The sequence below is a fragment of the Aeromonas sp. Lyrl_2 genome, assembly GCF_051948815.1.
Classification (GTDB): domain Bacteria; phylum Pseudomonadota; class Gammaproteobacteria; order Enterobacterales; family Aeromonadaceae; genus Aeromonas; species Aeromonas veronii.
Genome location: NZ_JAYJLJ010000019.1, coordinates 1 through 23,350, shown reverse-complemented (window position 1 = coordinate 23,350; position 23,350 = coordinate 1). Strand labels below are relative to the sequence as shown.

Genomic DNA, 23,350 nt, shown 5'->3' with positions numbered 1-23,350 from the left:
CAACACACTTTATTCTTAAGCCTTCCTGGCTGCACTCAAATTATTCTAAGTTCGGGAGGAACCTCAAAGACTACGTTCTCTTCACGGCCAGGATGCTCGGCAACCACCTTGCCACCCAGCTCCCGCAGGCGAGCAATCACGTTTTGCACTAGCACCTCGGGGGCGGATGCGCCAGCAGTGACGCCGATCGACTTCACGCCCTCCAGCCAGCTCGCCTCGATCATCGACGCATCGTCGATAAGATAGGCTCTGGCGCCCACCTTCTCGGCCAGCTCGCGCAGACGGTTGGAGTTGGAGGAGTTGCGAGACCCTACCACCAGCATGGCGTCCACCAGCCCCGCCATCTCCCGCACCGCATCCTGACGGTTCTGGGTGGCGTAGCAGATATCGTCCTTGCGCGGCCCCTGGATCTTGGGGAAGTGCTTGCGCAGCGCATCGATCACGTCAGAGGTCTCATCCACGCTCAGGGTGGTCTGGGTGACAAAGCAGAGGTCATCCGGATTCTTCACCTTGAGCTTGGCCACATCTTCCGGCGTCTCCACCAGATACATGCCGCCTTCGCGATTCTCGTACTGCCCCATGGTCCCGATCACCTCGGGGTGGCCAGCGTGGCCGATAAGCACGGCTTCGGAGCCCTTGCGACTGGCGCGATGGACTTCCATGTGAACCTTGGTCACCAGCGGACAGGTGGCATCAAATACCTTGAGGGCGCGGGACTTGGCCATCTCGCGCACTGTCTTGGCCACGCCGTGAGCAGAAAAGATGACGATGCTGTCGTCCGGCACCTCGTCCAGCTCCTCGACGAAGACAGCGCCCGCATCTTTCAGCTTGTTCACCACATACCGGTTATGCACCACTTCGTGGCGGACATAGATGGGGGCACCGAACTTCTCCAGCGCGCTCTCGACAATACTGATGGCGCGATCGACACCGGCGCAAAAACCGCGAGGGTTAGCGAGCAGAATATCCATTAATGCACCTTCTCCTCATCATCAACGCCCAGGATCTCCACCTCGAAGGTCACGGTATGACCGGCCAGCGGGTGGTTGAAATCGACCGTGACCGACATACCGGCTACCGCCCGGATGATGCCCGGCAGCTCGCTGCCATTGGGCTGATCGAACAGGATGATGGTGCCGACTTTTGGCTCCACTTCGGCGCCAAATTTGGCACGGTCGAGATGGTAGATGTTGTCGGGATTGGAGAGACCAAAGGCCTCTTCCGGCGCCAGAGTAAAACTCTTGCTCTCCCCTTCGCACAGGCCCAGCAGACACTGCTCGAAGGTAGGGGTCAGGCTGCCATCGCCCATCCGCAGGCGGGCTGGTTTGCCGTGCAGCGCCGTGCTGTCGGCAACCGAGCCATCTTCCAGCTTGATGGAGAAGTGGAACAGCACGCTGCTGTTAGCGGTGATCTGCTGGCTCATGCCTGCTCCTTTTTCTCACCACGGAAACCGTCCAGCACAATCATGGCGGCCCCGATAAAGATAAAGCTGTCGGCCAGATTGAATGCCGGCCAGTGCGCACGCTGCCAGTAGAAGTCGAGGAAATCGACCACATGGCCCAGCACCAGTCGATCAAAGACGTTGCCGAGGGCGCCGCCGATGATGAGTGAATAGGCGATACCGCTCCAACGCTGGGTCACCGACTGCTTGCGCAGCCAGTGGATCAGCAATCCACAGATGGCAAAAGCCAGCACCGCGAAGAACCAGCGCTGCCAGCCCCCCTGATCAGCCAGAAAGCTGAATGCGGCGCCCTTGTTGTAGACGTGAACCAGATTGAAGAAGGGGGTGATCTCCACCCCCGGGTAACCAAATGGCAGCAACTTGACCACGGCGAGCTTGCTCGCCTGGTCCAGTACAAAGGCCAGCACTGCCAGCCACAGCCAACGCAGGCCGCTTTTATGTTGAGTCATGTTCATCAGGCAAATTGACGAGTTTCGCCGTCACCCTCAACGTTGGTCACACAGCGACCACAGATCTCTTCGTGACCCGCGATGGTGCCCACATCTTCTACATGGTGCCAGCAGCGGTCGCACTTGGCGGCGGCAGACTGGGCAACGCTCAGCCACAGGTCATCACGCTCGGTCGCCACAGAGCCTTCCGGCGCAGTGTCAGCCTCAACAACCTTGGCCTTGGAGGTGAGCAGCACGAAGCGCAGCTCATCAGCCAGGGCATTCAGGCGTGCAGCCAGCTCCGGCTTGGCGAACAGGGTCAGTTCGGCCTGCAGGGAGCCGCCGATACGCTTCTCGCCACGGGCCACTTCCAGCGCCTTGTTCACTTCACCACGCACGGTGAGGATCTCGGCCCAGAACTCGTCGTTGAGGGTTTCACCCGCTTCCAGCCCGAACAGGCCGTCGTACCACTCCTCGGTGAAGACGAACTCGCCGCGCTCACCCGGCAGCAGGGCCCAGATTTCATCGGCGGTGAAGCTCATGATCGGCGCCATCCAGCGCACCATGGCCTCGGCAATGTGATAGAGGGCGGTCTGGCAGGAGCGACGGGCCAGGCTGTCAGCCTTGGCGGTGTACTGGCGATCCTTGATGACGTCCAGATAGAAGGAGCCCATCTCGATGGAGCAGAACTGCATCAGCTTCTGGGTTACACCGTGGAAGTTGTACTCGTCGAATGCAGCCATGATCTCGGCCTGTACCGCTTTGGCACGACCCACAGCCCAGCGATCCACCACTACCATGTCGGCAGGTGCCACCATGTCGGTCGCCGGATTGAAGCCGTTCAGGTTGGCCAGCAGGAAGCGGGCAGTGTTGCGAATACGACGATAAGCATCGGCAGAGCGCTTGAGGATCTCGTCGGAGACAGTCATCTCGCCAGTGTAGTCAGTGCTCGCTACCCACAGACGCAGGATATCGGCACCCAGTTTGTTCATTACGTCTTGCGGGCTGACCACGTTGCCGATGGACTTGGACATCTTGCGACCCTGACCATCCACGGTGAAGCCGTGAGTCAGCACCTGGTTGTAGGGAGCCTTGTCTTTCATGGCCACGCCGATCATCAGGGAGGACATGAACCAGCCACGGTGCTGGTCAGAGCCTTCCAGATACATGTCGGCTGGCTTGCCGTTGAACTCGGGGCGGGCATCAACCACGGAAGCGTGGGTAGAACCGGAGTCAAACCAGACGTCCAGAGTGTCAGGCACCTTGTCGTACATGTCGGCGTCGCTACCCAACAGCTCGGCCTTGTCCAGATCCCACCATGCCTGAATGCCGGACTGCTCGACACGCTTGGCTACTTCGTGCATCAGGCGCACGGATTCCGGGTGCAGTTCCTGGGTCTCTTTATGGACGAACAGGGAGATGGGCACACCCCAGGTACGCTGACGGGAGATACACCAGTCAGGACGGTTCTCGACCATCGCCTGAATGCGGTTTTTACCCCAGGCCGGTACCCAGCCGCTCTGGCCTTGCTGGGCAATACCGTCTTTCTCGATGCGCTCGATCTCTTCCAGCGCGCGCTTGCGCAGACCCTTCTGCTCCATGCTGATGAACCACTGCGGGGTGGCACGGAAGATGATCGGGGTCTTGTGACGCCAGCAGTGCGGATAGGAGTGGTTGAACACCTTGTGGTGCAGCAGGGCGCCGCGCTCGGTCAGCACTTCAATCACGGAGGCATTGGCCTTAAACACATGCTGGCCGGCAAACAGTTCGGTATCCGGCAGGTAAACACCATTGCTGCCAACCGGGTTGGCCACTTCCAGACCGTACTTCTGGCCGACCACGAAGTCTTCCTGACCGTGGCCAGGGGCGGTGTGTACAGCGCCGGTACCGGCATCCAGGGTGACGTGGTCACCCAGTACCACAGGTACATCGAAGCTGTAGAAGGGATGGTTGAAGCGCAGCAGCTCGAGCGCGGCACCCTTGGCATAGCCCAGATTGTGGAACTTCTCGATACCGGCGCGATCCATCACATCCTTGACCAGCTCGGCGGCCAGGATCAGACGCTCGGGGTGCTCGCCTTCAACCTGCACCAGCGCATAGTCGAGGTCGGCGTGCATGGCGATGGCGCGGTTGGCTGGCAGGGTCCACGGGGTAGTGGTCCAGATCACCGCAGAGATCGGCCCCTTGCCGGTGTGGCCTTCGGCGCAGTCAAACTTGGCGGCAACGGTCGCCTCATCAACGGCCTTGAAGCGCACATCGATGGAGGGGGAGTTTTTGTCGTAGTACTCCACTTCGGCTTCAGCCAGGGCGGAGCCGCAATCGGTACACCAGTGCACCGGCTTGGAGCCTTTGTGCAAGTGGCCGTTTTCAACGATCTTGGCCATGGAGCGGATGATGTTGGCTTCGGTGCCAAAATCCATGGTCAGGTAGGGGTGTTCCCAGTCACCCAGCACACCCAGACGGATGAAGTCGGTCTTCTGCGCTTCGATCTGGGTCTTGGCGTATTTGCGGCACTCGGCGCGGAATTCGGCAGCGGAAACCTTCTCGCCCGGCTTGCCGACCATGCCTTCTACTTTCAGTTCGATAGGCAGACCGTGGCAATCCCAACCCGGCACATAGGGGGAATCGAAACCGGAGAGGCCCTTGGACTTGATGATGATGTCTTTGAGGATCTTGTTGACCGAGTGACCGATGTGAATGTTGCCGTTCGCATAGGGGGGGCCATCATGCAGAATGAAAGAAGGCTTGCCCGCTTTGGCGCGGCGAATAGCGCCGTAGAGATCCTGATCATACCAACGCTTCAGCATGTTGGGTTCGCGCTTGGCCAGATCGCCACGCATCGGAAACTCGGTTTCCGGAAGATTCAGGGTGTGTTTATAGTCGCTCATCAGTCCTGGGTTCCCTTCTTTTCTAAAAGAGTGCTGGGTAAATTGAATTGTGGCAGCCCGAACCAGGCTCGGGCCGCCAGGGCATCTCGTTCGATCTGCTCTTTCAAGGCAGTGAAAGAGGCAAACTTCTGCTCTTCGCGCAGCTTGTGGCGAAGCAGCACCTTGACCTGCTGACCATATAGATCACCAGAAAAATCAAATAGATGTACCTCCAATCTGGCTTGTGTACCGCTCAAGGTCGGCCGTACACCCACATTGGCTACACCGGGGAAGGTCTTGCCGGAACATATCACTTCCACCGCAAACACGCCACCGACCGGGATCACCTGACGCTTGAGGGCCAGATTGGCGGTGGGAAAACCTATGGTACGCCCCAGCTTGTCGCCGTGAGCCACCCGGCCGCTGATGGTATAGGGACGGCCAAGCATCAGCTCCACCTCCGCCATCCGGCCCGCTTTCAGGGCCTCGCGTACGAGTGTGCTGCTGACCCGCTGCCGTTCGAGCTGGAAGCTCTGGGTACTGATCACCTCGAAGCCGAAGCGATGACCCGCCTCCTCCAGCAGGTGGAAGTCCCCTTCCCGCCCCTTGCCGAAGCGAAAATCGTCGCCGACCACCAGGTAGCGCACCCCGAGCTTCTCCACCAGCAACTGCTCAATAAAGGTCGAGGCCGCCTGCTCGGCAAAGCGGTGACTGAAGCGCACGCAGAGCATGCGGTCGATCTGCAGACCCTTGAGCGCTTCATACTTCTCGCGCAACCGGCTCAGGCGCGCCGGCGCCTCGCTACCGGCAAACAGCTCCAGCGGCTGCGGCTCAAACAGCATGACGCAGGCGGGCAATCCCAGCTGGGCCGCTTTCTCCTTGAGACGTGCCAATACCGCATGGTGACCCTGATGAACCCCATCAAAGTTGCCAATGGTTAATACACATCCCCGGTGACGGGGCTTGAGATTGTGAATGCCGCGAATAAGCTCCATCAGTGCCTTGTGCGTTGCTGCCATGGAAATCGGCGGATTATATATCAGGCAGCAGGCAGGGTCAGCCCTCATAGCCTGATTTCAACTATCCGGGCCCAATCCCGCTCCTTGGCGGCGCCATGAGGCACTATCCCCATGGCGCTGCAGGATCACGACTACTACTGCCCCGATTTAAGGTGACGCGGCCGAATGCCCAGCAGTAGCAACACCACGGCATAGACCGCAGCCCCCAGCGACAGCAGCATGGTCAGCTGCAAACTGGCCTTGCCCATGCTCCATGCACCCCACTGGGCCAGATCCGGCGACAGATAGGCGAGCACGCCCCCCATCAGCACGCTGGCGACCAGCAGCTTGAGGCAGAACACACCGGTATGGCGGGAGGGACGATAGACGCTCTGCTGGTACAACCCCTTGAACAGCAAAGCCGCATTCAGAGTACCCGAGCAAGCGGTCGAGAATGCCAACCCCACGTAACCGAGCGGGTAGATGAAGATGAGGTTGCAGACCATGTTGGCAATCATCGACATCACCCCGATCCGCACCGGCGTTTTGGTGTCCTGACGGGCGTAATAACCGGGTGCCAGCACCTTGATCAACATCAGGGAGAGCAGACCGGTAGTGGAGGCCAGCAGGCTGGCGCTCGACATGCTCACTTCATGCAGGCCAAATTCGCCGCGCATGAACAGCACTCGCAAAATGGGCTCGCGCATGACCGCAATGCCTATCATGGCGGGCAGGCCGAGCAGCATCACCATCCGCACCCCCCAATCCATGGTGCGGGAGAAGTCCGCCGGATCGGCATCCACATGCTTCTTGGCCAGCGCAGGCAGGATCACGGTACTGATGGCTACAGCAAAGAGGCCGAGGGGGAACTCCAGCAGGCGATCAGAGTAGTAGAGGTAACTGATGGCACCGGTTGCGAGGAAAGAAGCCAGCATGGTGTTGACCAGCAGGTTGATCTGGCTGACCGATACCCCGAACAGGGCAGGGATCATCAGGGTGCGGATCTTCACCACCCCAGGGTGATTCCATCCCCACTTGGGCCATACCAGCATGTTGATTTGGCGCAAAAAGGGGTACTGGAACAGAAACTGTACCAAACCACCCAAAAAGACACCAATTGCCAGCGAGATCTCAGGTTTGTCCATCAGCGGTGCAATCCACCAGGCCGCCGCAATCATGGTGATGTTGAGAAACACCGGCGTAAACGACGAGACTGCAAAGCGGCCAAAGGTGTTGAGAATGGCCCCCGCCATGGCGGTAAAAGTGATAAACCAGAGGTAGGGGAAGGTGATTTTGAGCATCAGACTGGCGAGCTCGAACTTCTCGGCCGCAGGGCCGCCGTGCAGCCAGTCCCAGAACCAGCCCCAGCCAAACAGCGCGGTCAGCACACCCGACCCCAGCACACCAAGCAGGGTGACCACAGTCACTATCCCCCCCAGCGTGCCCGCTACCGCCGCCAGCAATTCACGCACTTCCCCCTCGTCGCCATTTTTCTTGTACTCCGTCATCACGGGAACAAAGGCCTGGTTGAAGGCACCTTCGGCGAACAGACGACGCAGAAAGTTGGGAATGCGATTGGCAAAAAAGAAGACGTCGGCGGCCACCCCGGCACCAAGCAGATTTGCGATGACTACATCGCGAACCAAGCCCATTACGCGGGATGCCAGCGTCATTCCGGACACTATCATGCCGGATTTGATCAATTTCTTACTCAAGACGAGGCCTCTGGAACTGTCAGAATGAAAAGAATGCTGCTAGAATCGGCCGACAGTTTAACCGTCTCCCTACTGACACACCACCGGGAGGCGGTGTTTATTTGCACAAATCATTTGACAATATGTGGTTGGAAGGGCATATTTCCGGGCCTTTTCAATACACTCGCTAAGACAGTTTTAGGAGTTTTACCTTGGCTAACATCAAATCTGCTAAGAAGCGCGCTCTTCAGTCAGAAAAACGCCGTCAGCACAACGCCAGCCGTCGTTCCATGACCCGTACCTACCTGAAGAAAGTCATTGCTGCTATCGCCTCTGGCGACAAAGCTGCTGCGACTGCCGCTTTCGCTGTTGCTCAGCCGATCATGGATCGTATGGCGACCAAAGGCCTGATCCACAAGAACAAAGCTGCTCGTCACAAGAGCCGCCTGTCTGCCCAGATCAAAGCTATGGCTTAATCAGCTTCTGCTGATCAAAGCTGAAAAAACCGGCCTTAGTGCCGGTTTTTTATTTATCTGCGCTGCAATAAAGGCGATGCAGCAAACTGATCATTTCACGCACCTCATGGCTGCGCAGCGAATAGTAGACCGTCTGGGCCTCTTTGCGCGTCGTCACCAGCTCATCCCGCCGCAGCAGCGCAAGATGCTGTGACAAGGCCGACTGACTCAATCCCAATCGCTCGTTGAGCTCCCCCACCGACAGTTCGCGCTCCAGCAACTGGCACAGAATAAACAGTCGCCGTTCGTTGGCCAGCGCCTTGAGCAAGGCCACCGCTTTACTCGCATTGGCTTCCATCTCTTCAAGTTGCATCACATCTCTCCTCTACCACTCATCGTCGATGATACGTGGTGACGGGTCGTTTTAAAACGACAGGGTGGCCGGCTGGATGGCGGAGAAGTTCTCCTGCCCGGAAAAGAGAAAGGTAAAATCGCTCTCGCAGACCCGCTTCACCGCCGGATGCTGGATCATTCGCTCGGCGAAGATGACGTAATACTCCTCCATCAGATCCTGGGTTTCCCCGATCAACATCACCCCCTCCCCCTCGAGGATCTCCTCCCGATAGATGGTGGGGGCCATGAAAATCCCCTGATTGAAGAAGCCAAACGCCTTCATCAAGGCGGCATCATCAAACTCGCCAAGAATGCTGGGAGAAACCCCCTGCTGCTCGAACCACTGGGTCAGCTGACGCCCCATGGCGGTACGGCGACCGGGGATCAACAGCTTGCGCTCCTCCAGACAGGCGGGAAAGGGCTTCTCGGGCAGCGGCGCCTTGCAGAAGAAGCTGACGCCACAGCCTCCCAGCCGTTTGGAGAGCAGGCCCGCATGCTGGCTGGAGTCCACCGGACAGTCGGAGAGGATCATATCGAGCTTGTGCTCGCTCAGCTGCTCCAGCAGTAGTTCGTGGGTTGATTCGAAACAGCGCAGATGGATGGATCCATCATTGGGGATGACAGAGAGCAGCACGCGGCTGGCCAGGCGCTTGGAGAGTGCATCGGCGATGCCGACGTCGAACAGGATCTGGCTCTCCTTGCGGTAGTTGACGATATCGAGCATCTCGTAGGAGAGGCTGAACATCTTGTCGGCATAACGAAATACCAGCTGGCCCAGCTCGGTTGCCTCAAGGGAGCGCCCCTTGCGTTTGAGCAGCTTGCCTCCGAGGCGCTGCTCCAGCAGCTTGATCTGACCGGTGACGGTTTGCGGGGTCAAAAAAAGGGCTTCCGCTGCCTGGGTAACGGAGCCCTTCTTCTGAGTCATCCAGAAATAGTAGAGATGGTTGTAGTTAAGGTGTGACATCCGATGGGGTTCCCGCTTGACGCGGACTCCGGTAGCAGCTGAGTTCAACCGCCAGAATGTCATACATGTCGCTAACCGAGTCAACCTTGTTCGCGCCAAACTGCTCCATCAGACTGGCCTTGAGGCGTGCCTTGTCCGGCATCCGGTCAGCGCAATAACGCTTGTTGGAGCGCTTGACCATCTCGCCAGCCCGGCTGCTCAGCGCCCGCTCGGAGAAGGTCTCGCCAAAGCGCGCCTTGGCCTGCTTGTCCCCCAGCAGCAGGGCGCTGTCTACCACCCCGTTGAGATAGGCAGAGCAGTTCGCCGAAGCGGCGTCCTGCTTGCAATCCTCCAGCCCGCCGGCCCAGGCCGCGGGGCTCAACAACAGCATCAACAACCCTGTATGCAGCTTCATAGTCCCTCCGTACTCTGTTCCCCTTCACCCTTGGGAAGGGCCATGCGCAAGGCCAGATAGCCGACTACCGCCGCCATGGTGGAGCCCACCAAGATCCCGAGGCGAGAGTAGCTGCCGTAATCCAGCCCACCGTGCTCGAAGGCGAGAGACGCGATAAACATCGACATGGTGAACCCGATGCCACAGAGGATGCTGACCGCAAAAATCTGCTTGAAGTTGACCCCGGGCGGCAACTGGGCGATGCCCAGCTTGACCGACAGCCAGCTGATGGTGAACACCCCGAGCGGCTTGCCGATAAACAGCCCCAGCATGATCCCCATAGGTACCGGACTCAGCAGGGAGGAGAGACCAATCCCTTCCAGCGATACCCCGGCGTTGGCAAAGGCAAACAGAGGCAGGATCAGATAGGCACTCCAGGGGTGCAGTTGATGCTCCAGATACTTGAGTGGCGAGGCGTAACGCTTGCCGTTAAGCGGAACCATAAAGCCCACCACTACACCCGCCAGGGTCGCATGGACGCCAGACTTGAGCACCGCAACCCAGAGCACCAGACCAACCAGCATGTAAAGGCTGATCCTGTCCTCGCCACGGCGATTCATCCAAAGCAGAGTGAGGGTTGCCAGAATACCGATGGCCAGCGCCTCAAGCGACAACTGCTGGGTATAGAAAAGCGCGATGATGATGATGACGCCGAGGTCATCCATGATGGCCAGCGCCAACAGGAATACCTTGAGGCTCACCGGCACCCGCTTGCCGAGCAGCGCCATCACCCCGAGGGCAAAGGCGATGTCGGTCGCAGCCGGGATCGCCCAGCCAGCACGCGCCACTTCATCCGAATAGTTGAAAAAGGCGTAGATCAAGGCCGGGGCCAGCATGCCGCCCACCGCAGCGATAGCCGGGAAGGTCGCCTGAACCCGGGTCGAGAGCGCCCCTTCCAGCATCTCTCGCTTCACTTCCAGGCCAACCAGCAGGAAGAAGATCGCCATAAAGCCATCGTTGATCCAGAGCAGCAGCGGCTTGTTGATGTCGAGAGCCGCGATGCGCACCTGCACCGGCGTGTCGAGAAACGCCTGATACCCGCCAGCCAGCGCGGTATTGGCTAAAATCATTGCCAGCATGGCAGCCATGATCAGAATAATTCCGGAGGCGGCCTCCAGCTTCAGGAACTTTTTGATTACGTCACTCATGGTTAAATTTTCCACCGTATTGCTTTGGTTTGAGTCTATCTCCTGCAACAACCAATGGAAAATCGTTTCTTGCTGCTCAATACAACGAAAAAACCGAAGGCAAAATAGAACATACCTGCTATAAGCAGGTTTTTCCTCGTCTCTGGCTACCGTCTTATTAATCAATAAAATGAATTTTCAATTATTTAACTGCATAAAAAAGGCGCCCTGAGGCGCCTTGCTATCAGATGGCGACGGGCGCCTTGATGCCTAGGTGGGGGTCATAACCCTCGATCTCGAAATCCTCGAACTTGTAATCGAAGATGGAGTCAGGTTTGCGCTTGATCACTAGGGTCGGCAGCGGGCGCGGCTCGCGGGAGAGCTGCAGGGCAGTCTGCTCCATGTGATTGGAGTAGAGATGCACATCACCGCCAGTCCAGACGAAGTCACCCACTTCCAGATCGCACTGCTGGGCCATCATGTGGGTCAGCAGGGCGTAGCTGGCGATGTTGAACGGCAGGCCGAGGAACACATCACAGCTGCGCTGGTAGAGCTGGCAGGAGAGCTTGCCATCAGCCACATAGAACTGGAAGAAGGCGTGGCAGGGAGCCAGCGCCATCTTGTCCAGCTCGCCCACGTTCCAGGCAGATACGATGATGCGGCGCGAATCAGGGTTGTGCTTGATGTCATCTACCGCCTTCTGGATCTGGTCGATGACAGACCCGTCGGCCGCAGGCCAGGAGCGCCACTGCGCGCCGTAAACCGGCCCCAGATCGCCATTCTCGTCAGCCCACTCATCCCAGATGCTGACGCCGTTTTCCTTCAGATAAGCGGTATTGGTATCCCCATTGAGGAACCAGAGCAGCTCGTGAATGATGGAGCGCAGGTGGCACTTCTTGGTGGTCACCAGCGGGAACCCCTCCGCCAGATTGAAGCGCATCTGATGGCCGAACAGGGAGACAGTACCGGTGCCGGTACGGTCTGACTTGACGGTGCCCTCATCGAGGATTTTCTGCATCAGGTCGAGATAAGCTCGCATTATTTCGCCTCCTTCACGGCATTACCGAACAACTGCGGACGCTTGTAGGCGGCCCAGATCATCAGGGCACCGGCGATAATCATCGGGGTGGAGAGGATCTGGCCCATGCTGATCTCCTGGAAGTAGAGACCGAGCTGGCTGTCCGGCTGGCGCACAAACTCCACCAGGAAGCGGAACAGGCCGTAGAACAGCAGGAACATGCCGGAGATGGCGCCACGCGGCGGATTCTTGCGCCAGAACAGGTTGAGGATGATGAACAGCACCACCCCTTCCAGCGCGAACTGGTAAAGCTGGGAGGGATGACGCGGCTCGGGGCCAGCCTCCGGGAAGATGATGGCCCAGGGCACATCGGTAACCCGGCCCCACAGCTCGCCGTTGAGGAAGTTGCCGATCCGGCCAACGCCGAGACCAAACGGAATGAGCGGTGCCACAAAGTCGGCCACGGTGAAGAAGTGGCGCTTGGTCTTGTGGGCAAACCAGATCATCGCGGTGATTACCCCGATCAGACCACCGTGGAACGACATACCGCCGGTCCAGATCTTGAACAGGTAGGTGGGATCCGCGAGGAAGAGATCGAAGTTGTAGAACAGCACGTAACCGACACGGCCACCGAGGATCACCCCGAGGAAACCGTAAAACAGCAGATCCGACACTTCGTTGCGGGTCCAGCCGCTGTTCGGTGCATCGGCGCGACGGCCAGCCAGCCACATGGCAAAAGCGAAACCGAACAGGTACATGAGACCATACCAGCGTACCGATAGTGGTCCCAAACTGAATGCTACGGGATCAATCTGCGAGAAAACCCAATATCCATCGTGCTGCATATGCGGCCCCAGTCAAAATAAAAGCCGCATTTTCCGATCATTCGTCAGCAGGGACAAGGCATGATTATCAATCACTCTGTTTCGATTTATGACCGGCTCGCAGCAAACCGCCCAAACCATGCTCCTCCAGATAGCGGGCAAACAGGCCGCGCAGTACATGGGGGTTGTCATGTTTGAGACCATCGGCCATCAGTTCGGTCAACTCGCTCAGAGTGGATTGACGCAGCACGTACTTGATCCGGGCGATGTTGTGGGTATTCATACTGAAGCGGCGATAACCCATGGCCAGCAGCAGCAATACACCGACCGGATCACCGGCCAGCTCGCCACACACCGACACCGGCTTCTGGTAACGGTGGGAAGCATCAACCAGCTGTTGCAGGGCGCGGATCACCGCAGGATGGAAGGCATCGTAGATGTTGGCAACCCGGGAATTGTTGCGATCTACCGCCAGCAGGTACTGGGTCAGGTCGTTACTGCCCACCGACCAGAAGTCGATGAGCGGCGCCATTTCCGGCAAGATAAAGAGAGCTGAGGGCACCTCGATCATCACCCCTAGGCTGGGGTAGCGGATAACTGCATCGCGGCTCGCCGCCTCTTCCGACACCTCTCGCCACGCCTGATCCAGCAGACGACGGGAAGCTTTGATTTCGCTGACGCTGCTGATCATCGGCAGCATGATGGCCAGATTGTCCAGCCCTTCACTGGCCCGCAGCATCGCCTTGAGCTGCACCAGAAACAGTTCGGGGTGATCCAGGGTGATCCGGATCCCCCGCCAGCCAAGGAAGGGGTTTTCCTCGACGATAGGGAAATAGGGTAACGGCTTGTCGCCGCCCACATCCAGCGTCCGCATGCAGACCGGCCGGTTGCGGTAGGTCTCCAGAATGCCGCGATAGCGGGCAGTCTGCTCCCACTCCGAGGGGAAGCTCTCCTGCAGCATAAAGGGGATCTCGGTGCGATAGAGGCCCACCCCGTCCGCCAGCTGGTTGAGGGAGATCTCGGTATCGGCACTGAGCCCGGCGTTGAGCAGCAGAGAGACCTTGGTGCCGTCGGCCGTCTCGGATGGCAGGTTGTCGACGCTGCGCACCAGGGTATCGAGCGCCCGCTCTTCGCTCAGCAGCTGACGATACTCGGTCAGGATCACCTGATTGGGTTCGATGAAGAGATCGCCGCTGTAGCCATCGACGACCAGCATGCGACCACCTATGTCACCAAGGGGCAGATCAACCCCCATGATGGCGGCCACCCCCATCGCGCGGGCCAGAATGGCCGCGTGGGAGTTGGTTCCCCCCTTGAGCGATACCACCCCGGTCAGATACTCGCGAGGTACTTCTGCCAGAATGGTGGCGGTCACCTCATCGGCAACCAGCACCACCGGCTCACCGATGGAGATATGCTCCGGTTCATTCTGCACCAGTCTGCTGATCAGCCGCTGGGCAATATCCTTCACGTCGGTGGAGCGCTCCTGCAAGTAGGGGTCCTTCATCCCCTTGAACTGCTCGATCAGGCGATCGCTGATAAGCTTGACTGCCGAGACTGCAGTCCAGTGCTCCTTGCTTACCTTGTTGCGAATAGGCTTGATGTAGCCGGGATCGTTCAGCAGATGGAGGTAGATATCGAAGATCGCCACCGAATCCTGGCTGTAGCTCTCGCGAAAACGCAGCGCCAGACTCTCCAAGTCGTGCCGCACTTCCTCAACCGCCAGCTCCAGCCGTGCCAGCTGGCTGGCATGGTCTTCATCCTTGCGCGGGGTAATGGACGAGAGCGCCTTCCGGGGCCGCCACACCCAAGCCTTGGCCATAGCGATGCCGCTGGCACCGGCAATACCGCGCAGCGGCTTGCTCCAGTCGGTCTTCTGCAACCACCCCTTGGCCTGCGCCTGGGCAATCCGCGCCGCCAGCTGGGCCGCCAGGGTGACCATGAAGGACTCTTCCCCCTCATCGAAGCGGCGACTCTCCTTCTGCTGCACCACCAGAATGCCGACCACCTGACGCTGATGCATGATGGGAGCGCCGAGGAAAGAGCGGAACGCCTCTTCGGCCACATCGGGCAGGAATTTGAAACTGGGATGCGCGGGGGCATCAGCCAGGTTGATCAGCTCTTCCCGCTGACCCACCAGACCGACGATACCCTGCTCGTAGGGCAGGGTCACCTTGCCGACTGCGGACGGGGCCAAGCCGTCGGTAGCCGCCAGGCGATAGCGGCGCACCTCGGGTTCCGAGACATAGACGGAGCAGCAGTCCACTGCCATGGCGTGCCGAGTCTGGCTCACCAATGCTTGCAAGGCCTGCTCGAGGGTATTGGCCTCGGCCATGCTCTCGACGATACGTCTCAGTTCCGTTAACAACTAATCTGTGCTCCTTAACGGGCGCGATTGCGTCGCCCATCCTTCTTGTTGACCTGCACTGCCGGCACTGGCATCGCCAGCGGGGCAAACTCTTTCATGACCCGGCGGTAAACCTCCCGCTTGAACGAAACGACCTGACGCACCGGGTACCAGAAGCTGACCCAACGCCAGTCGTCAAATTCGGGATGGCCATGACAGCCGAACTGGATCCGCGACTCCTTGCCCGAATTCAGCTGTAACAGGAACCATTTTTGTTTTTGGCCAATACAGACCGGTGAACTGTCCCAGCGGACAAGACGTTTGGGTAAACGGTACTTTAGCCAGTTACGACTGGTGGCCATGATGGTCACATCTTCGGGCTTGAGGCCAATCTCCTCATACAGCTCTCGATACATGGCCTGCTCTGGCGTTTCACCATCATCAACCCCCCCCTGCGGAAACTGCCAGGAGTGCTGCCCATAGCGTTTAGCCCACAACACTTGTCCTTCACGGTTACAGATCACGATACCGACATTGGGACGAAATCCGTCGCCATCAATCACGTGATCACCTTATAAAGGCTGAATCTATAAGGAGATTGTTCCACATTCACTCCGTGGCAGCAAACAAGGAGTGAATCCCCTGTTTCATGAATAACTTTCAATTTCAAACATACTTATAAACAAATCCAAGGATCCGCTCCCCCAAGTTGCCCACCCAGGCTGTGCATAAAGCTGTTAGCAAACTGGTATATACAGTACTTTTTAACTGTACGCGAAAAGTGCCTCTCCGTATTACCACGCGACACAAAATATAAAAAACCATTATTTTTTATAAGCTTGAGGTAAAACAACTGGATCTAGATCCATGTCCCCCCAAGAGCCAGATCCATGATCCGGATTGTGAACAAGTTCAACTGCTCAAAGATCCACCATGGCGAAATTATCCACAGGAGTGGCACAATATCTACCCCGTTCACCCTGTAAAAATGGGGTGGCATTCACAATTTTTTGTAACATATCAGCGACTCCACCCACTTTCATCCACTTATCCAAGATTTCTGTGGATAACTGTGTGTAACATCATGCACAAACCCTTGGACAACTATTTAGAGGTCAAACCAGACCTGGCTTACTGCTCGATAAAACAGACAAAATCCTTTAAAATCATAATGATGAACTGACAGCACCCAAATTCTCTGCATTTGATCTTACCCACTCAGGATCGGTTATAAAAACAGCGATCCTTCTCGGGATCCTCCCCTGTTAGAATATGGCGAGCAAGATGGAGCCAACTATGCCAAGCAATCCCCAATCCGAGCAGGAGTTATTGATCCGCGCCTATGCCATGGCCGGCTTCACGCTGGCGCAGCTGGCCGCCGAGGCTGGTGTCGCAGTGCCCAAAGACCTGCGCCGTGACAAGGGGTGGGTCGGTCAGTTGATCGAGCTGCAACTGGGTGCCAGCGCAGGGAGCAAGCCGGAGCAGGACTTCCCGGAGCTGGGGATCGAACTCAAGACGATCCCCGTGGATCCTCAAGGCAAACCGCTGGAGACCACCTTCGTCTGCGTCGCCCCGCTGATCGGCGTCAGCGGCCAGCGCTGGGAGGAGTCCAACGTGCGCAACAAGCTATCCCGGGTGCTCTGGATCCCGGTGGAAGGCAGTCGGGAGATCCCGGTTGGCGAGCGGCGGGTCGGCATGCCGCTGATGTGGAGCCCGAGTGAAGAGGAAGATCGGCTACTGCGTCAGGACTGGGAGGAGCTGATGGACATGATAGTGCTGGGAGAAGTGGAGCAGATCAGCGCCCGCCACGGCCAGGTGATGCAACTGCGGCCCAAGGCGGCCAACAACAAGGCGCTGACTCGCGCCATCGGCCGCGATGGTCAACCCATCATGACCCTGCCCCGCGGCTTCTATCTCAAGATCGACTTTACCAACAGTTTGCTGCAACGCTATTTTGCCTTGCCGACTTGATCTGCCTTATCAACATCTTTGTCATATGGTGGTATAAAAATAGACAGGAGCCATTTTTAACTCACAGACAAGGAGGCGTCATGCCACTGATCAAACAGTTTTTGAAGTCCAAGCCCGAGGTCAAGGTGACCTTTGCCGTAGAGAAAGAGGCGGCTGCAGGAGCGGAACAGGTGATGCTGATCGGCGAATTCACCCAGTGGCAACCGGTCGAGCTGAAACGCATGAAGAGCGGCGAATTCAAAGCCACCCTCAATCTGCCGACCGACGGCCCGGGTTACTTCGAATATTGCTACCAGCTCATCACCCCGGCAGGGGAAACCCTCTACGAGAATGACTGGGCAGCAGACGACTATGTGCCAGGCCCCTTCGGGCGTGACAACTCGGTGGTGCGAGTGATCCAGTAATGGCAACAAGATAACCAATTGACGGATACAAAAAAGGCTCGCCATTGGCGAGCCTTTTCACTACCTGTCGAGCTATTTGCCGACATACCGACACCAATTCGAATCGAATTAGTTGAGCTTCTCTTTGATACGAGCAGCTTTGCCGGACAGGTTGCGCAGGTAGTACAGTTTGGCGCGGCGAACATCACCACGACGCTTCAGTTCTACACTGTGGATCAGCGGAGAGTGAGTCTGGAATACACGCTCAACACCTTCGCCGTTGGAGATCTTGCGAACGGTGAAAGCAGAGTGCAGACCGCGGTTACGCTTGGCAATAACGATGCCTTCGAAAGCCTGCAGACGCTCTTTACCACCTTCTTTAACACGAACTTGAACACGTACAGTGTCGCCCTGGGCAAAAGCCGGGATGTCGGTACGCAGTTGCTCTTGTTCAAGCTGCTGAATAATCTTGCTCATTGTCTTTCCTTACCTAGGATAAACTGAAAACTCTACTTAACGCTGTCACGCACTTCGCGGACATACTCGGCAAGAAGTGATTCTTGCTCGTCAGTCAGAGCTAGGTTGTTAATAAGTTCCGGCCTTCTTTGCCAGGTTCGTCCGAGCGACTGCTTGAGACGCCAGCGTCGAATCACTTCGTGATTGCCGCTTGTCAGCGCCTCGGGCACCGCCAATCCATCCAACACCTCCGGCCGAGTGTAGTGGGGATGATCCAGCAAGCCATCCGTAAAGGAGTCTTGCTCGGCACTGGCCTGATCGCCCAAAACCCCGGGGACCAGACGCGAAACCGCATCGATCAGGGTCATGGCAGGCAACTCGCCACCACTTAACACGTAATCCCCGATAGACCACTCTTCGTCGACTTCGGTTTGTATCACGCGTTCATCGATACCTTCGTATCGACCGGCTACCAGAATCAGTTTCTGATTCGTCGCCAACTCGGTTACGCCCGCTTGAGTCAGCTTGCGTCCCTGAGGAGAGAGATAGATGACTTTCGCCCCGTCTCCCGCCGCTTGCTTGGCTGCATGAATCGCGTCACGCAGCGGCTGAACCATCATTAACATGCCGGGCCCACCACCATAAGGACGATCATCGACCGTACGGTGTTTATCGTGGGTAAACTCCCGGGGGTTCCAGCACTCAATCTGCAGCAGGCCACTCTTGACGGCCCGACCCGTTACCCCGTGCTCGGTAATGGCTCGGAACATTTCAGGGAAGAGGCTAATAACCCCAATCCACATAAGAAACCTCCGGCACCCGTGTTAGCGCGGGAAACTAGAAACCAGGATCCCAATCAACTTCGATTGTTCGAGCAGTCAGATCAATATTCTTGATCACCTGCTCTTCCAAGAACGGAATCAACCGCTCCTTTGCACCAAAGGCATCTTTTACATTGGCCTCAACCACCAACACATCGTTGGAGCCGGTTTCCATCAATTCGGTCACCTTGCCCAGGTCGTATCCCTTGGTGGTCACCACGGAGCAACCAATCAGGTCACGCCAGTAGAACTCACCTTCAGGCAACGCAGGCAACAGATCGGCGGGTACGCCAATCTCGACATTGGTCAATGCCAGGGCATCTTCGCGCACATCGATACCATCGAGTTTGCAGATCAGACCCTTGTTGTGACGTTTCCAGGATGAAACCCGAATTTCACGCCACGCCCCGTTCTGATTAATCAGCCAGGGGTTGTAATCGAAAATCGCTTCGGCAACATCGGTGAAGGAGTTCACTTTAAGCCAGCCCTTGATGCCATAAACGGTACCCAGGGTGCCCAGAACTACAGGTTTTTCCACCTTAACTCCTTACCGTTGGGCTGATTAAGCAGCTTTTTTAGCGTCTTTGATCAGCTTGGCAACGCGGTCAGAAACAGCGGCACCAGTAGCAACCCAATGCTCGATACGAGCCAGGTCCAGGTTCAGCTTTTCAGCTTGACCAGCAGCAACCGGGTTGAAGAAACCAACGCGCTCGATGAAGCGACCGTCACGGGCGCAACGGCTGTCAGAAACTACTACCTGGTAGAACGGACGCTTTTTCGCGCCACCACGTTGTAAACGAATGGTTACCATATCGTCCTCATTAACATCTAATGAACAAGGCCCGCAAACACGCGGACCCTAGCTTAAAATAAGCCGCGTAATTCTACTTGGATTCGTAATAATTGCAACCAAGCCAGCCAATTTTTGCGCAGAGCGGCAATTAAAAGGGGCCTGCAACTGCAGACCCCCATCAACACGCAGGCCGGATCAGAACGGGCCGCGACCGCCACCGAAACCGGGGGGCATCATGTTCTTCATCTGGCTCATCATCTTGCGCATGCCGCCTTTCCCGGACATTTTCTTCATCATGCGCTGCATCTCGGTGAACTGTTTGAGCAGCTTGTTCACATCCTGCACCTGCATGCCGGAACCTGCGGCGATACGGCGTTTGCGGGAACCCTTGATGAGATCGGGGTGGGCGCGCTCCTTGGGCGTCATGGAGCTGATGATCGCCTCCATTCGCACAGTGAGCTTGTCATCCATCTGATCTTTAACGTTATCCGGCAGCCCGGACATGCCGGGCAGCTTGTCGAGCATGCCCATCATGCCGCCCATGTTGCGCATCTGGGCCAGCTGCTCGCGGAAATCTTCCAGATCGAAGCCTTTGCCACTCTTGACCTTACTGGCCAGCTTGGCCGCTTTCTCTTTATCGACGTTGCGCTCAACTTCCTCGATCAGAGAGAGCACATCGCCCATACCGAGGATACGGGAGGCGAGACGATCCGGGTGGAACGGCTCCAGCGCATCGGTCTTTTCACCCATACCGATAAACTTGACCGGCTTGCCGGTGATGTGACGTACCGACAGCGCGGCACCACCACGGGCGTCGCCATCCGCCTTGGTGAGGATCACACCGGTAAGCGGCAGCGCTTCGTTGAACGCCTTGGCGGTGTTGGCGGCATCCTGACCGGTCATGGCATCGACCACGAACAGGGTCTCGACCGGCTTGATGGTGGCATGCAGATCCTGAATCTCGGCCATCATCTCGCTATCAACGTGCAGACGACCGGCAGTATCGACGATCACCACGTCATAGAATTTCTTGCGCGCCTGATCGATGGCGGCGGTGGCGATGTCGACCGGCTTCTGGCTGGCATCGCTCGGGAAGAAGTCGACACCGATGTCGCTCGCCAGGGTCTCCAGCTGCTTGATCGCTGCTGGGCGATAAACGTCGGCACTGACTACCAGCACCTTCTTCTTGCTGCGCTCTTTGAGCAGCTTGGCCAGTTTGCCAACCGTGGTTGTCTTACCGGCACCCTGCAAACCGGCCATCAGGATGATGGCGGGCGGCTGGGCAGCCAGGTTGAGCTGTTCGTTGGCCTCCCCCATTACGGTGACCAGTTCACCGTGCACAATCTTGATGAATGCCTGGCCCGGGCTCAGGGATTTGGCCACTTCCTGCCCGACTGCGCGTTCTTTGACACGCGCCACGAAATCACGCACGACCGGCAGGGCGACATCCGCCTCGAGCAGCGCCATGCGGACTTCGCGCAGGGTTTCCTTGATATTGTCTTCGGTCAGGCGACCACGGCCACTGACATTGCGCAAGGTGCGCGAGAGTCGTTCAGTCAAATTCTCAAACATGACGGATTCCGGTTCTTGGCGTAATAAATTGGGGGCATTATAACCCAGAGCGGGCGCGAGGACGATTATTCACCGCACCGCAGCAGCAGGGACCTTCTCCCTATATATGGGCAGATCGACCGTTGCACAACTGGCGAGCACTTCTCGTGCAAGGTATACTGCCCCTCTTACCCTCAAAAGCTTGTGCAACAACGACCTGGTTATGATCGTAATCTCTGTTCTGGCCCTGGCGTTTTATCTGCTGGCCATCATCGCCTCCCTGCATCTGTTACTGAGCGCCAAGCCGGTGGGACAGCGCTCCCTGTTTGCCTGTATCGGATTGGCCCTGATCGCCCACGCCAGTGCCCTCGGTTCAGAGGTATTGCAGAGTTACGGCCAGAACCTGAGCATGCTCAACGTTGCCTCGCTGGTCAGCCTTATTATCAGTTGCTTCATGACTTGCGTAACCCGCCGCTTCAACGGCTGGATCCTGCTGCCGGTGGTCTACAGCTTCTCGGCCCTGTTGCTGGCTGCCAGCGCCTTGATCCCGGGTCGCTACATAACCCATCTGGAGGCCCATCCCCAGCTGTTGCTGCACATCGGCCTCGCCCTGATGGCCTACTCGGTATTGATGATCGCCTGTCTGTTTGCGCTGCAGCTCGCCTGTTTGGACAAGCAGCTTAAATCGAGAAAAATCAGTAATCTGCCAGCCATGCCGCCACTGATGACGGTGGAGAAACGACTGTTTCAGTTGATCTCTGCAGGGGTGCTGCTGCTGACACTCTCCATCGCCTCCGGCCTCTTCTTCCTCGAAGATATGTTCGCTCAGGGCAAGTCTCACAAGGCAGTGCTCTCCATCCTGGCATGGTGTGTCTACGTGTTGCTGCTGTGGGGTCATCACACCTATGGCTGGCGCGGCCGCAAAGTCATCACGCTCAGTCTGATCGGCAGCTTCATCCTGACTCTTGCCTACTTTGGCAGTCGCTTCGTCAAAGAAGTGCTGTTGAGCTGACACCTATACTCTTTTAGCCATACCATCCAACAGGAGCCCTTTTTGGACAGCATCTCAACGAGTACATTACTGATTGTTCTCGTTATCTTGATCCTTCTTTCCGCCTTCTTCTCCAGTGCCGAAACCGGCCTGATGTCCATCAACCGCTACAAACTGCGGCATCTGGCACAGACCAAACACAAAGCCGCACGTCGCGTCGAGCAACTGCTCGCCCGCCCCGATCGCCTGCTGGGACTGATCCTGATCGGTAACAATCTGGTCAATATCCTCGCCTCCGCCATCGCCACCATCGTCTGTATCCGGCTGTTTGGTGATCTCGGGGTCGCCATCGCCACCTTCGGGCTGACGCTGGTGGTACTGGTATTCGGTGAAGTGACCCCCAAGACCCTGGCCGCCATGTTTCCGGAGAAGATCGCCTATCCCGCCTCCTGGATCCTCAAGGGGCTGATGGTGCCGCTCTCACCGCTGGTCTGGCTGATCAACGGCATCACCAGCGGCCTGCTCAAGATGCTGAAGATCAATCCCAACAAGGATGACTCCCTCAACACCGAGGAGCTGCGCACCATAGTCAATGAGGCGGGTAACCTGATCCCCCAGCGTCATCAGGAGATGCTGCTGAGCATTCTGGATCTCGACAAGATGCTGGTCGAGGACATCATGGTGCCGCGCAGCGATATCTACGCCATCGACATCAACGATGACTGGAAGAGCATCCAGCGCCAGCTGGCCCACTGCGCTCACACCAAGATCCTGCTCTATCGCGACAATATCGACGACGTTGTCGGCTTTTTGCACGCGCGCGATGCCCTGCGGCTGGTAGCCAGGGATCAGTTCAACAAATCGAGTCTGTTGCGGGAAGTGGACGAGATCTACTTCATTCCGGAAGGAACGCCGCTCAACGTGCAGCTGGCCAAGTTCCAGCGCAACAAGGAGCGAATTGGCCTGATCGTCGACGAATACGGCGACATTCAGGGGCTAATCACTCTGGACGATATTCTGGAAGAGATCGTGGGCGACTTTACCACCTCCATGACGCCAGCGCCGAGCGACGAGATCCACCCCCAGTCAGATGGTTCTTATCTGGTCGAAGGCTCAGCCAATATTCGTGAGCTGAACAAGGAGATGAACTGGCACCTGCCCATCGACGGCCCGCGTACCCTCAACGGTCTGATCCTCGAATATCTGGAAGAGATCCCCCAGCCCAACATCGGGATCCGGCTGGCCGGTTATCCTATCGAGATCCTCGATGTGGAGAACAACATGGTCAAGATGGCGCGGATTATGCCGGCATCGTACCGAGCGGAGTCGGATCCGCAAGATTGAAAAAGGGCTGCCAGTGGCAGCCCTTTTCTA

General features: G+C 57.5%; 24 protein-coding genes. 5 read left to right on the top strand and 19 right to left on the bottom strand.

Annotated elements, in window-relative coordinates; genetic code table 11:
* Window positions 1–35 precede the first annotated feature (35 nt).
* The 6 genes from ispH to murJ all read right to left on the bottom strand — a co-directional run bounded on the left by ispH (window position 36) and on the right by murJ (window position 7,470).
* Entirely contained in the window at window positions 36–971 is a 936-nt protein-coding gene (ispH, locus tag VF684_RS16090; RefSeq protein ID WP_139441874.1) for a 4-hydroxy-3-methylbut-2-enyl diphosphate reductase, read from the bottom strand.
* Window positions 971–1,423, bottom strand: a complete 453-nt coding sequence (gene fkpB, locus VF684_RS16085) for an FKBP-type peptidyl-prolyl cis-trans isomerase (protein WP_005340448.1) — start codon at window positions 1,421–1,423, stop codon at window positions 971–973. Before fkpB ends, ispH begins: the two co-directional genes overlap by 1 nt.
* Window positions 1,420–1,917 (bottom strand): signal peptidase II, encoded by a 498-nt coding sequence (gene lspA / locus VF684_RS16080; protein ID WP_005340447.1) that lies wholly within the window; start codon window positions 1,915–1,917, stop codon window positions 1,420–1,422. Before lspA ends, fkpB begins: the two co-directional genes overlap by 4 nt.
* A complete protein-coding gene (gene ileS, locus VF684_RS16075; protein WP_139441873.1) occupies window positions 1,917–4,778 on the bottom strand; it encodes an isoleucine--tRNA ligase in 2,862 nt (953 codons plus the stop codon). The genes lspA and ileS overlap by 1 nt, the downstream gene beginning before the upstream one ends.
* A complete protein-coding gene (ribF, locus tag VF684_RS16070) occupies window positions 4,778–5,752 on the bottom strand; it encodes a bifunctional riboflavin kinase/FAD synthetase (RefSeq protein ID WP_108613522.1) in 975 nt (324 codons plus the stop codon). The genes ileS and ribF overlap by 1 nt, the downstream gene beginning before the upstream one ends.
* 158 nt (window positions 5,753–5,910) lie before the next feature.
* Window positions 5,911–7,470, bottom strand: coding sequence for a murein biosynthesis integral membrane protein MurJ (murJ, locus tag VF684_RS16065; protein ID WP_376899055.1), 1,560 nt, complete (start codon window positions 7,468–7,470; stop codon window positions 5,911–5,913).
* A 191-nt stretch (window positions 7,471–7,661) separates the two neighbouring features.
* Here murJ and rpsT point away from each other — a divergent pair, with 191 nt between their 5' ends.
* Window positions 7,662–7,925 carry a 30S ribosomal protein S20 gene (gene rpsT, locus VF684_RS16060; protein ID WP_005308808.1) on the top strand — a complete coding sequence of 88 codons (264 nt, stop codon included), beginning with the start codon at window positions 7,662–7,664 and terminating at the stop codon, window positions 7,923–7,925.
* Window positions 7,926–7,974: 49 nt separating this feature from the next.
* Here rpsT and VF684_RS16055 read toward each other — a convergent pair whose 3' ends face one another.
* The 8 genes from VF684_RS16055 to rppH form a co-directional block, all read right to left on the bottom strand.
* The gene (locus VF684_RS16055; protein ID WP_013724128.1) at window positions 7,975–8,277 is read right to left on the bottom strand and encodes an ArsR/SmtB family transcription factor; all 303 of its coding nucleotides are present in this window, start codon (window positions 8,275–8,277) and stop codon (window positions 7,975–7,977) included.
* A gap of 51 nt (window positions 8,278–8,328) precedes the next feature.
* A complete protein-coding gene (gene nhaR / locus VF684_RS16050; protein WP_005340434.1) occupies window positions 8,329–9,261 on the bottom strand; it encodes a transcriptional activator NhaR in 933 nt (310 codons plus the stop codon).
* A complete protein-coding gene (locus VF684_RS16045) occupies window positions 9,248–9,655 on the bottom strand; it encodes a hypothetical protein (RefSeq protein WP_019445581.1) in 408 nt (135 codons plus the stop codon). Before VF684_RS16045 ends, nhaR begins: the two co-directional genes overlap by 14 nt.
* The gene (nhaA, locus tag VF684_RS16040; protein WP_005348917.1) at window positions 9,652–10,842 is read right to left on the bottom strand and encodes a Na+/H+ antiporter NhaA; all 1,191 of its coding nucleotides are present in this window, start codon (window positions 10,840–10,842) and stop codon (window positions 9,652–9,654) included. Before nhaA ends, VF684_RS16045 begins: the two co-directional genes overlap by 4 nt.
* A 223-nt stretch (window positions 10,843–11,065) precedes the next feature.
* Window positions 11,066–11,860, bottom strand: coding sequence for a thymidylate synthase (thyA, locus tag VF684_RS16035; protein ID WP_376899059.1), 795 nt, complete (start codon window positions 11,858–11,860; stop codon window positions 11,066–11,068).
* Window positions 11,860–12,684 (bottom strand): prolipoprotein diacylglyceryl transferase, encoded by an 825-nt coding sequence (lgt, locus tag VF684_RS16030; protein ID WP_031227775.1) that lies wholly within the window; start codon window positions 12,682–12,684, stop codon window positions 11,860–11,862. Before lgt ends, thyA begins: the two co-directional genes overlap by 1 nt.
* A 67-nt stretch (window positions 12,685–12,751) precedes the next feature.
* Window positions 12,752–15,031, bottom strand: a complete 2,280-nt coding sequence (ptsP, locus tag VF684_RS16025) for a phosphoenolpyruvate--protein phosphotransferase (protein ID WP_005340422.1) — start codon at window positions 15,029–15,031, stop codon at window positions 12,752–12,754.
* A gap of 14 nt (window positions 15,032–15,045) precedes the next feature.
* Entirely contained in the window at window positions 15,046–15,573 is a 528-nt protein-coding gene (gene rppH / locus VF684_RS16020; protein ID WP_005340421.1) for an RNA pyrophosphohydrolase, read from the bottom strand.
* A 733-nt stretch (window positions 15,574–16,306) separates the two neighbouring features.
* Here rppH and mutH point away from each other — a divergent pair.
* On the top strand, window positions 16,307–16,981 hold the full coding sequence (gene mutH, locus VF684_RS16015; RefSeq protein ID WP_107683798.1) for a DNA mismatch repair endonuclease MutH: 675 nt from the start codon (window positions 16,307–16,309) through the stop codon (window positions 16,979–16,981).
* 80 nt (window positions 16,982–17,061) lie between these two features.
* Window positions 17,062–17,385, top strand: coding sequence for an isoamylase early set domain-containing protein (locus VF684_RS16010; protein WP_005348910.1), 324 nt, complete (start codon window positions 17,062–17,064; stop codon window positions 17,383–17,385).
* Between the two features lie 108 nt (window positions 17,386–17,493).
* On the opposite strand, the gene rplS is transcribed toward VF684_RS16010, so the two are convergent.
* The 5 genes from rplS to ffh all read right to left on the bottom strand — a co-directional run bounded on the left by rplS (window position 17,494) and on the right by ffh (window position 21,006).
* Entirely contained in the window at window positions 17,494–17,841 is a 348-nt protein-coding gene (gene rplS / locus VF684_RS16005; protein WP_005313505.1) for a 50S ribosomal protein L19, read from the bottom strand.
* A gap of 32 nt (window positions 17,842–17,873) precedes the next feature.
* Window positions 17,874–18,623: a tRNA (guanosine(37)-N1)-methyltransferase TrmD gene (gene trmD / locus VF684_RS16000; protein WP_005340400.1), complete on the bottom strand. Its 750-nt coding sequence runs from the start codon at window positions 18,621–18,623 to the stop codon at window positions 17,874–17,876.
* A gap of 34 nt (window positions 18,624–18,657) precedes the next feature.
* Window positions 18,658–19,179 carry a ribosome maturation factor RimM gene (gene rimM / locus VF684_RS15995; RefSeq protein ID WP_005340394.1) on the bottom strand — a complete coding sequence of 174 codons (522 nt, stop codon included), beginning with the start codon at window positions 19,177–19,179 and terminating at the stop codon, window positions 18,658–18,660.
* 24 nt (window positions 19,180–19,203) lie between these two features.
* Entirely contained in the window at window positions 19,204–19,452 is a 249-nt protein-coding gene (gene rpsP / locus VF684_RS15990) for a 30S ribosomal protein S16 (protein ID WP_005340392.1), read from the bottom strand.
* Window positions 19,453–19,629: 177 nt separating this feature from the next.
* Window positions 19,630–21,006: a signal recognition particle protein gene (gene ffh / locus VF684_RS15985; protein WP_005340391.1), complete on the bottom strand. Its 1,377-nt coding sequence runs from the start codon at window positions 21,004–21,006 to the stop codon at window positions 19,630–19,632.
* A gap of 202 nt (window positions 21,007–21,208) precedes the next feature.
* On the opposite strand from ffh, the gene VF684_RS15980 reads away from it, so the two are divergent.
* Together VF684_RS15980 and VF684_RS15975 are read left to right on the top strand one after the other, a co-directional pair.
* Window positions 21,209–21,997 carry a cytochrome C assembly family protein gene (locus tag VF684_RS15980; RefSeq protein WP_005340390.1) on the top strand — a complete coding sequence of 263 codons (789 nt, stop codon included), beginning with the start codon at window positions 21,209–21,211 and terminating at the stop codon, window positions 21,995–21,997.
* A gap of 42 nt (window positions 21,998–22,039) precedes the next feature.
* Window positions 22,040–23,320 carry an HlyC/CorC family transporter gene (locus tag VF684_RS15975; RefSeq protein ID WP_139441869.1) on the top strand — a complete coding sequence of 427 codons (1,281 nt, stop codon included), beginning with the start codon at window positions 22,040–22,042 and terminating at the stop codon, window positions 23,318–23,320.
* Window positions 23,321–23,350: the final 30 nt, after the last annotated feature.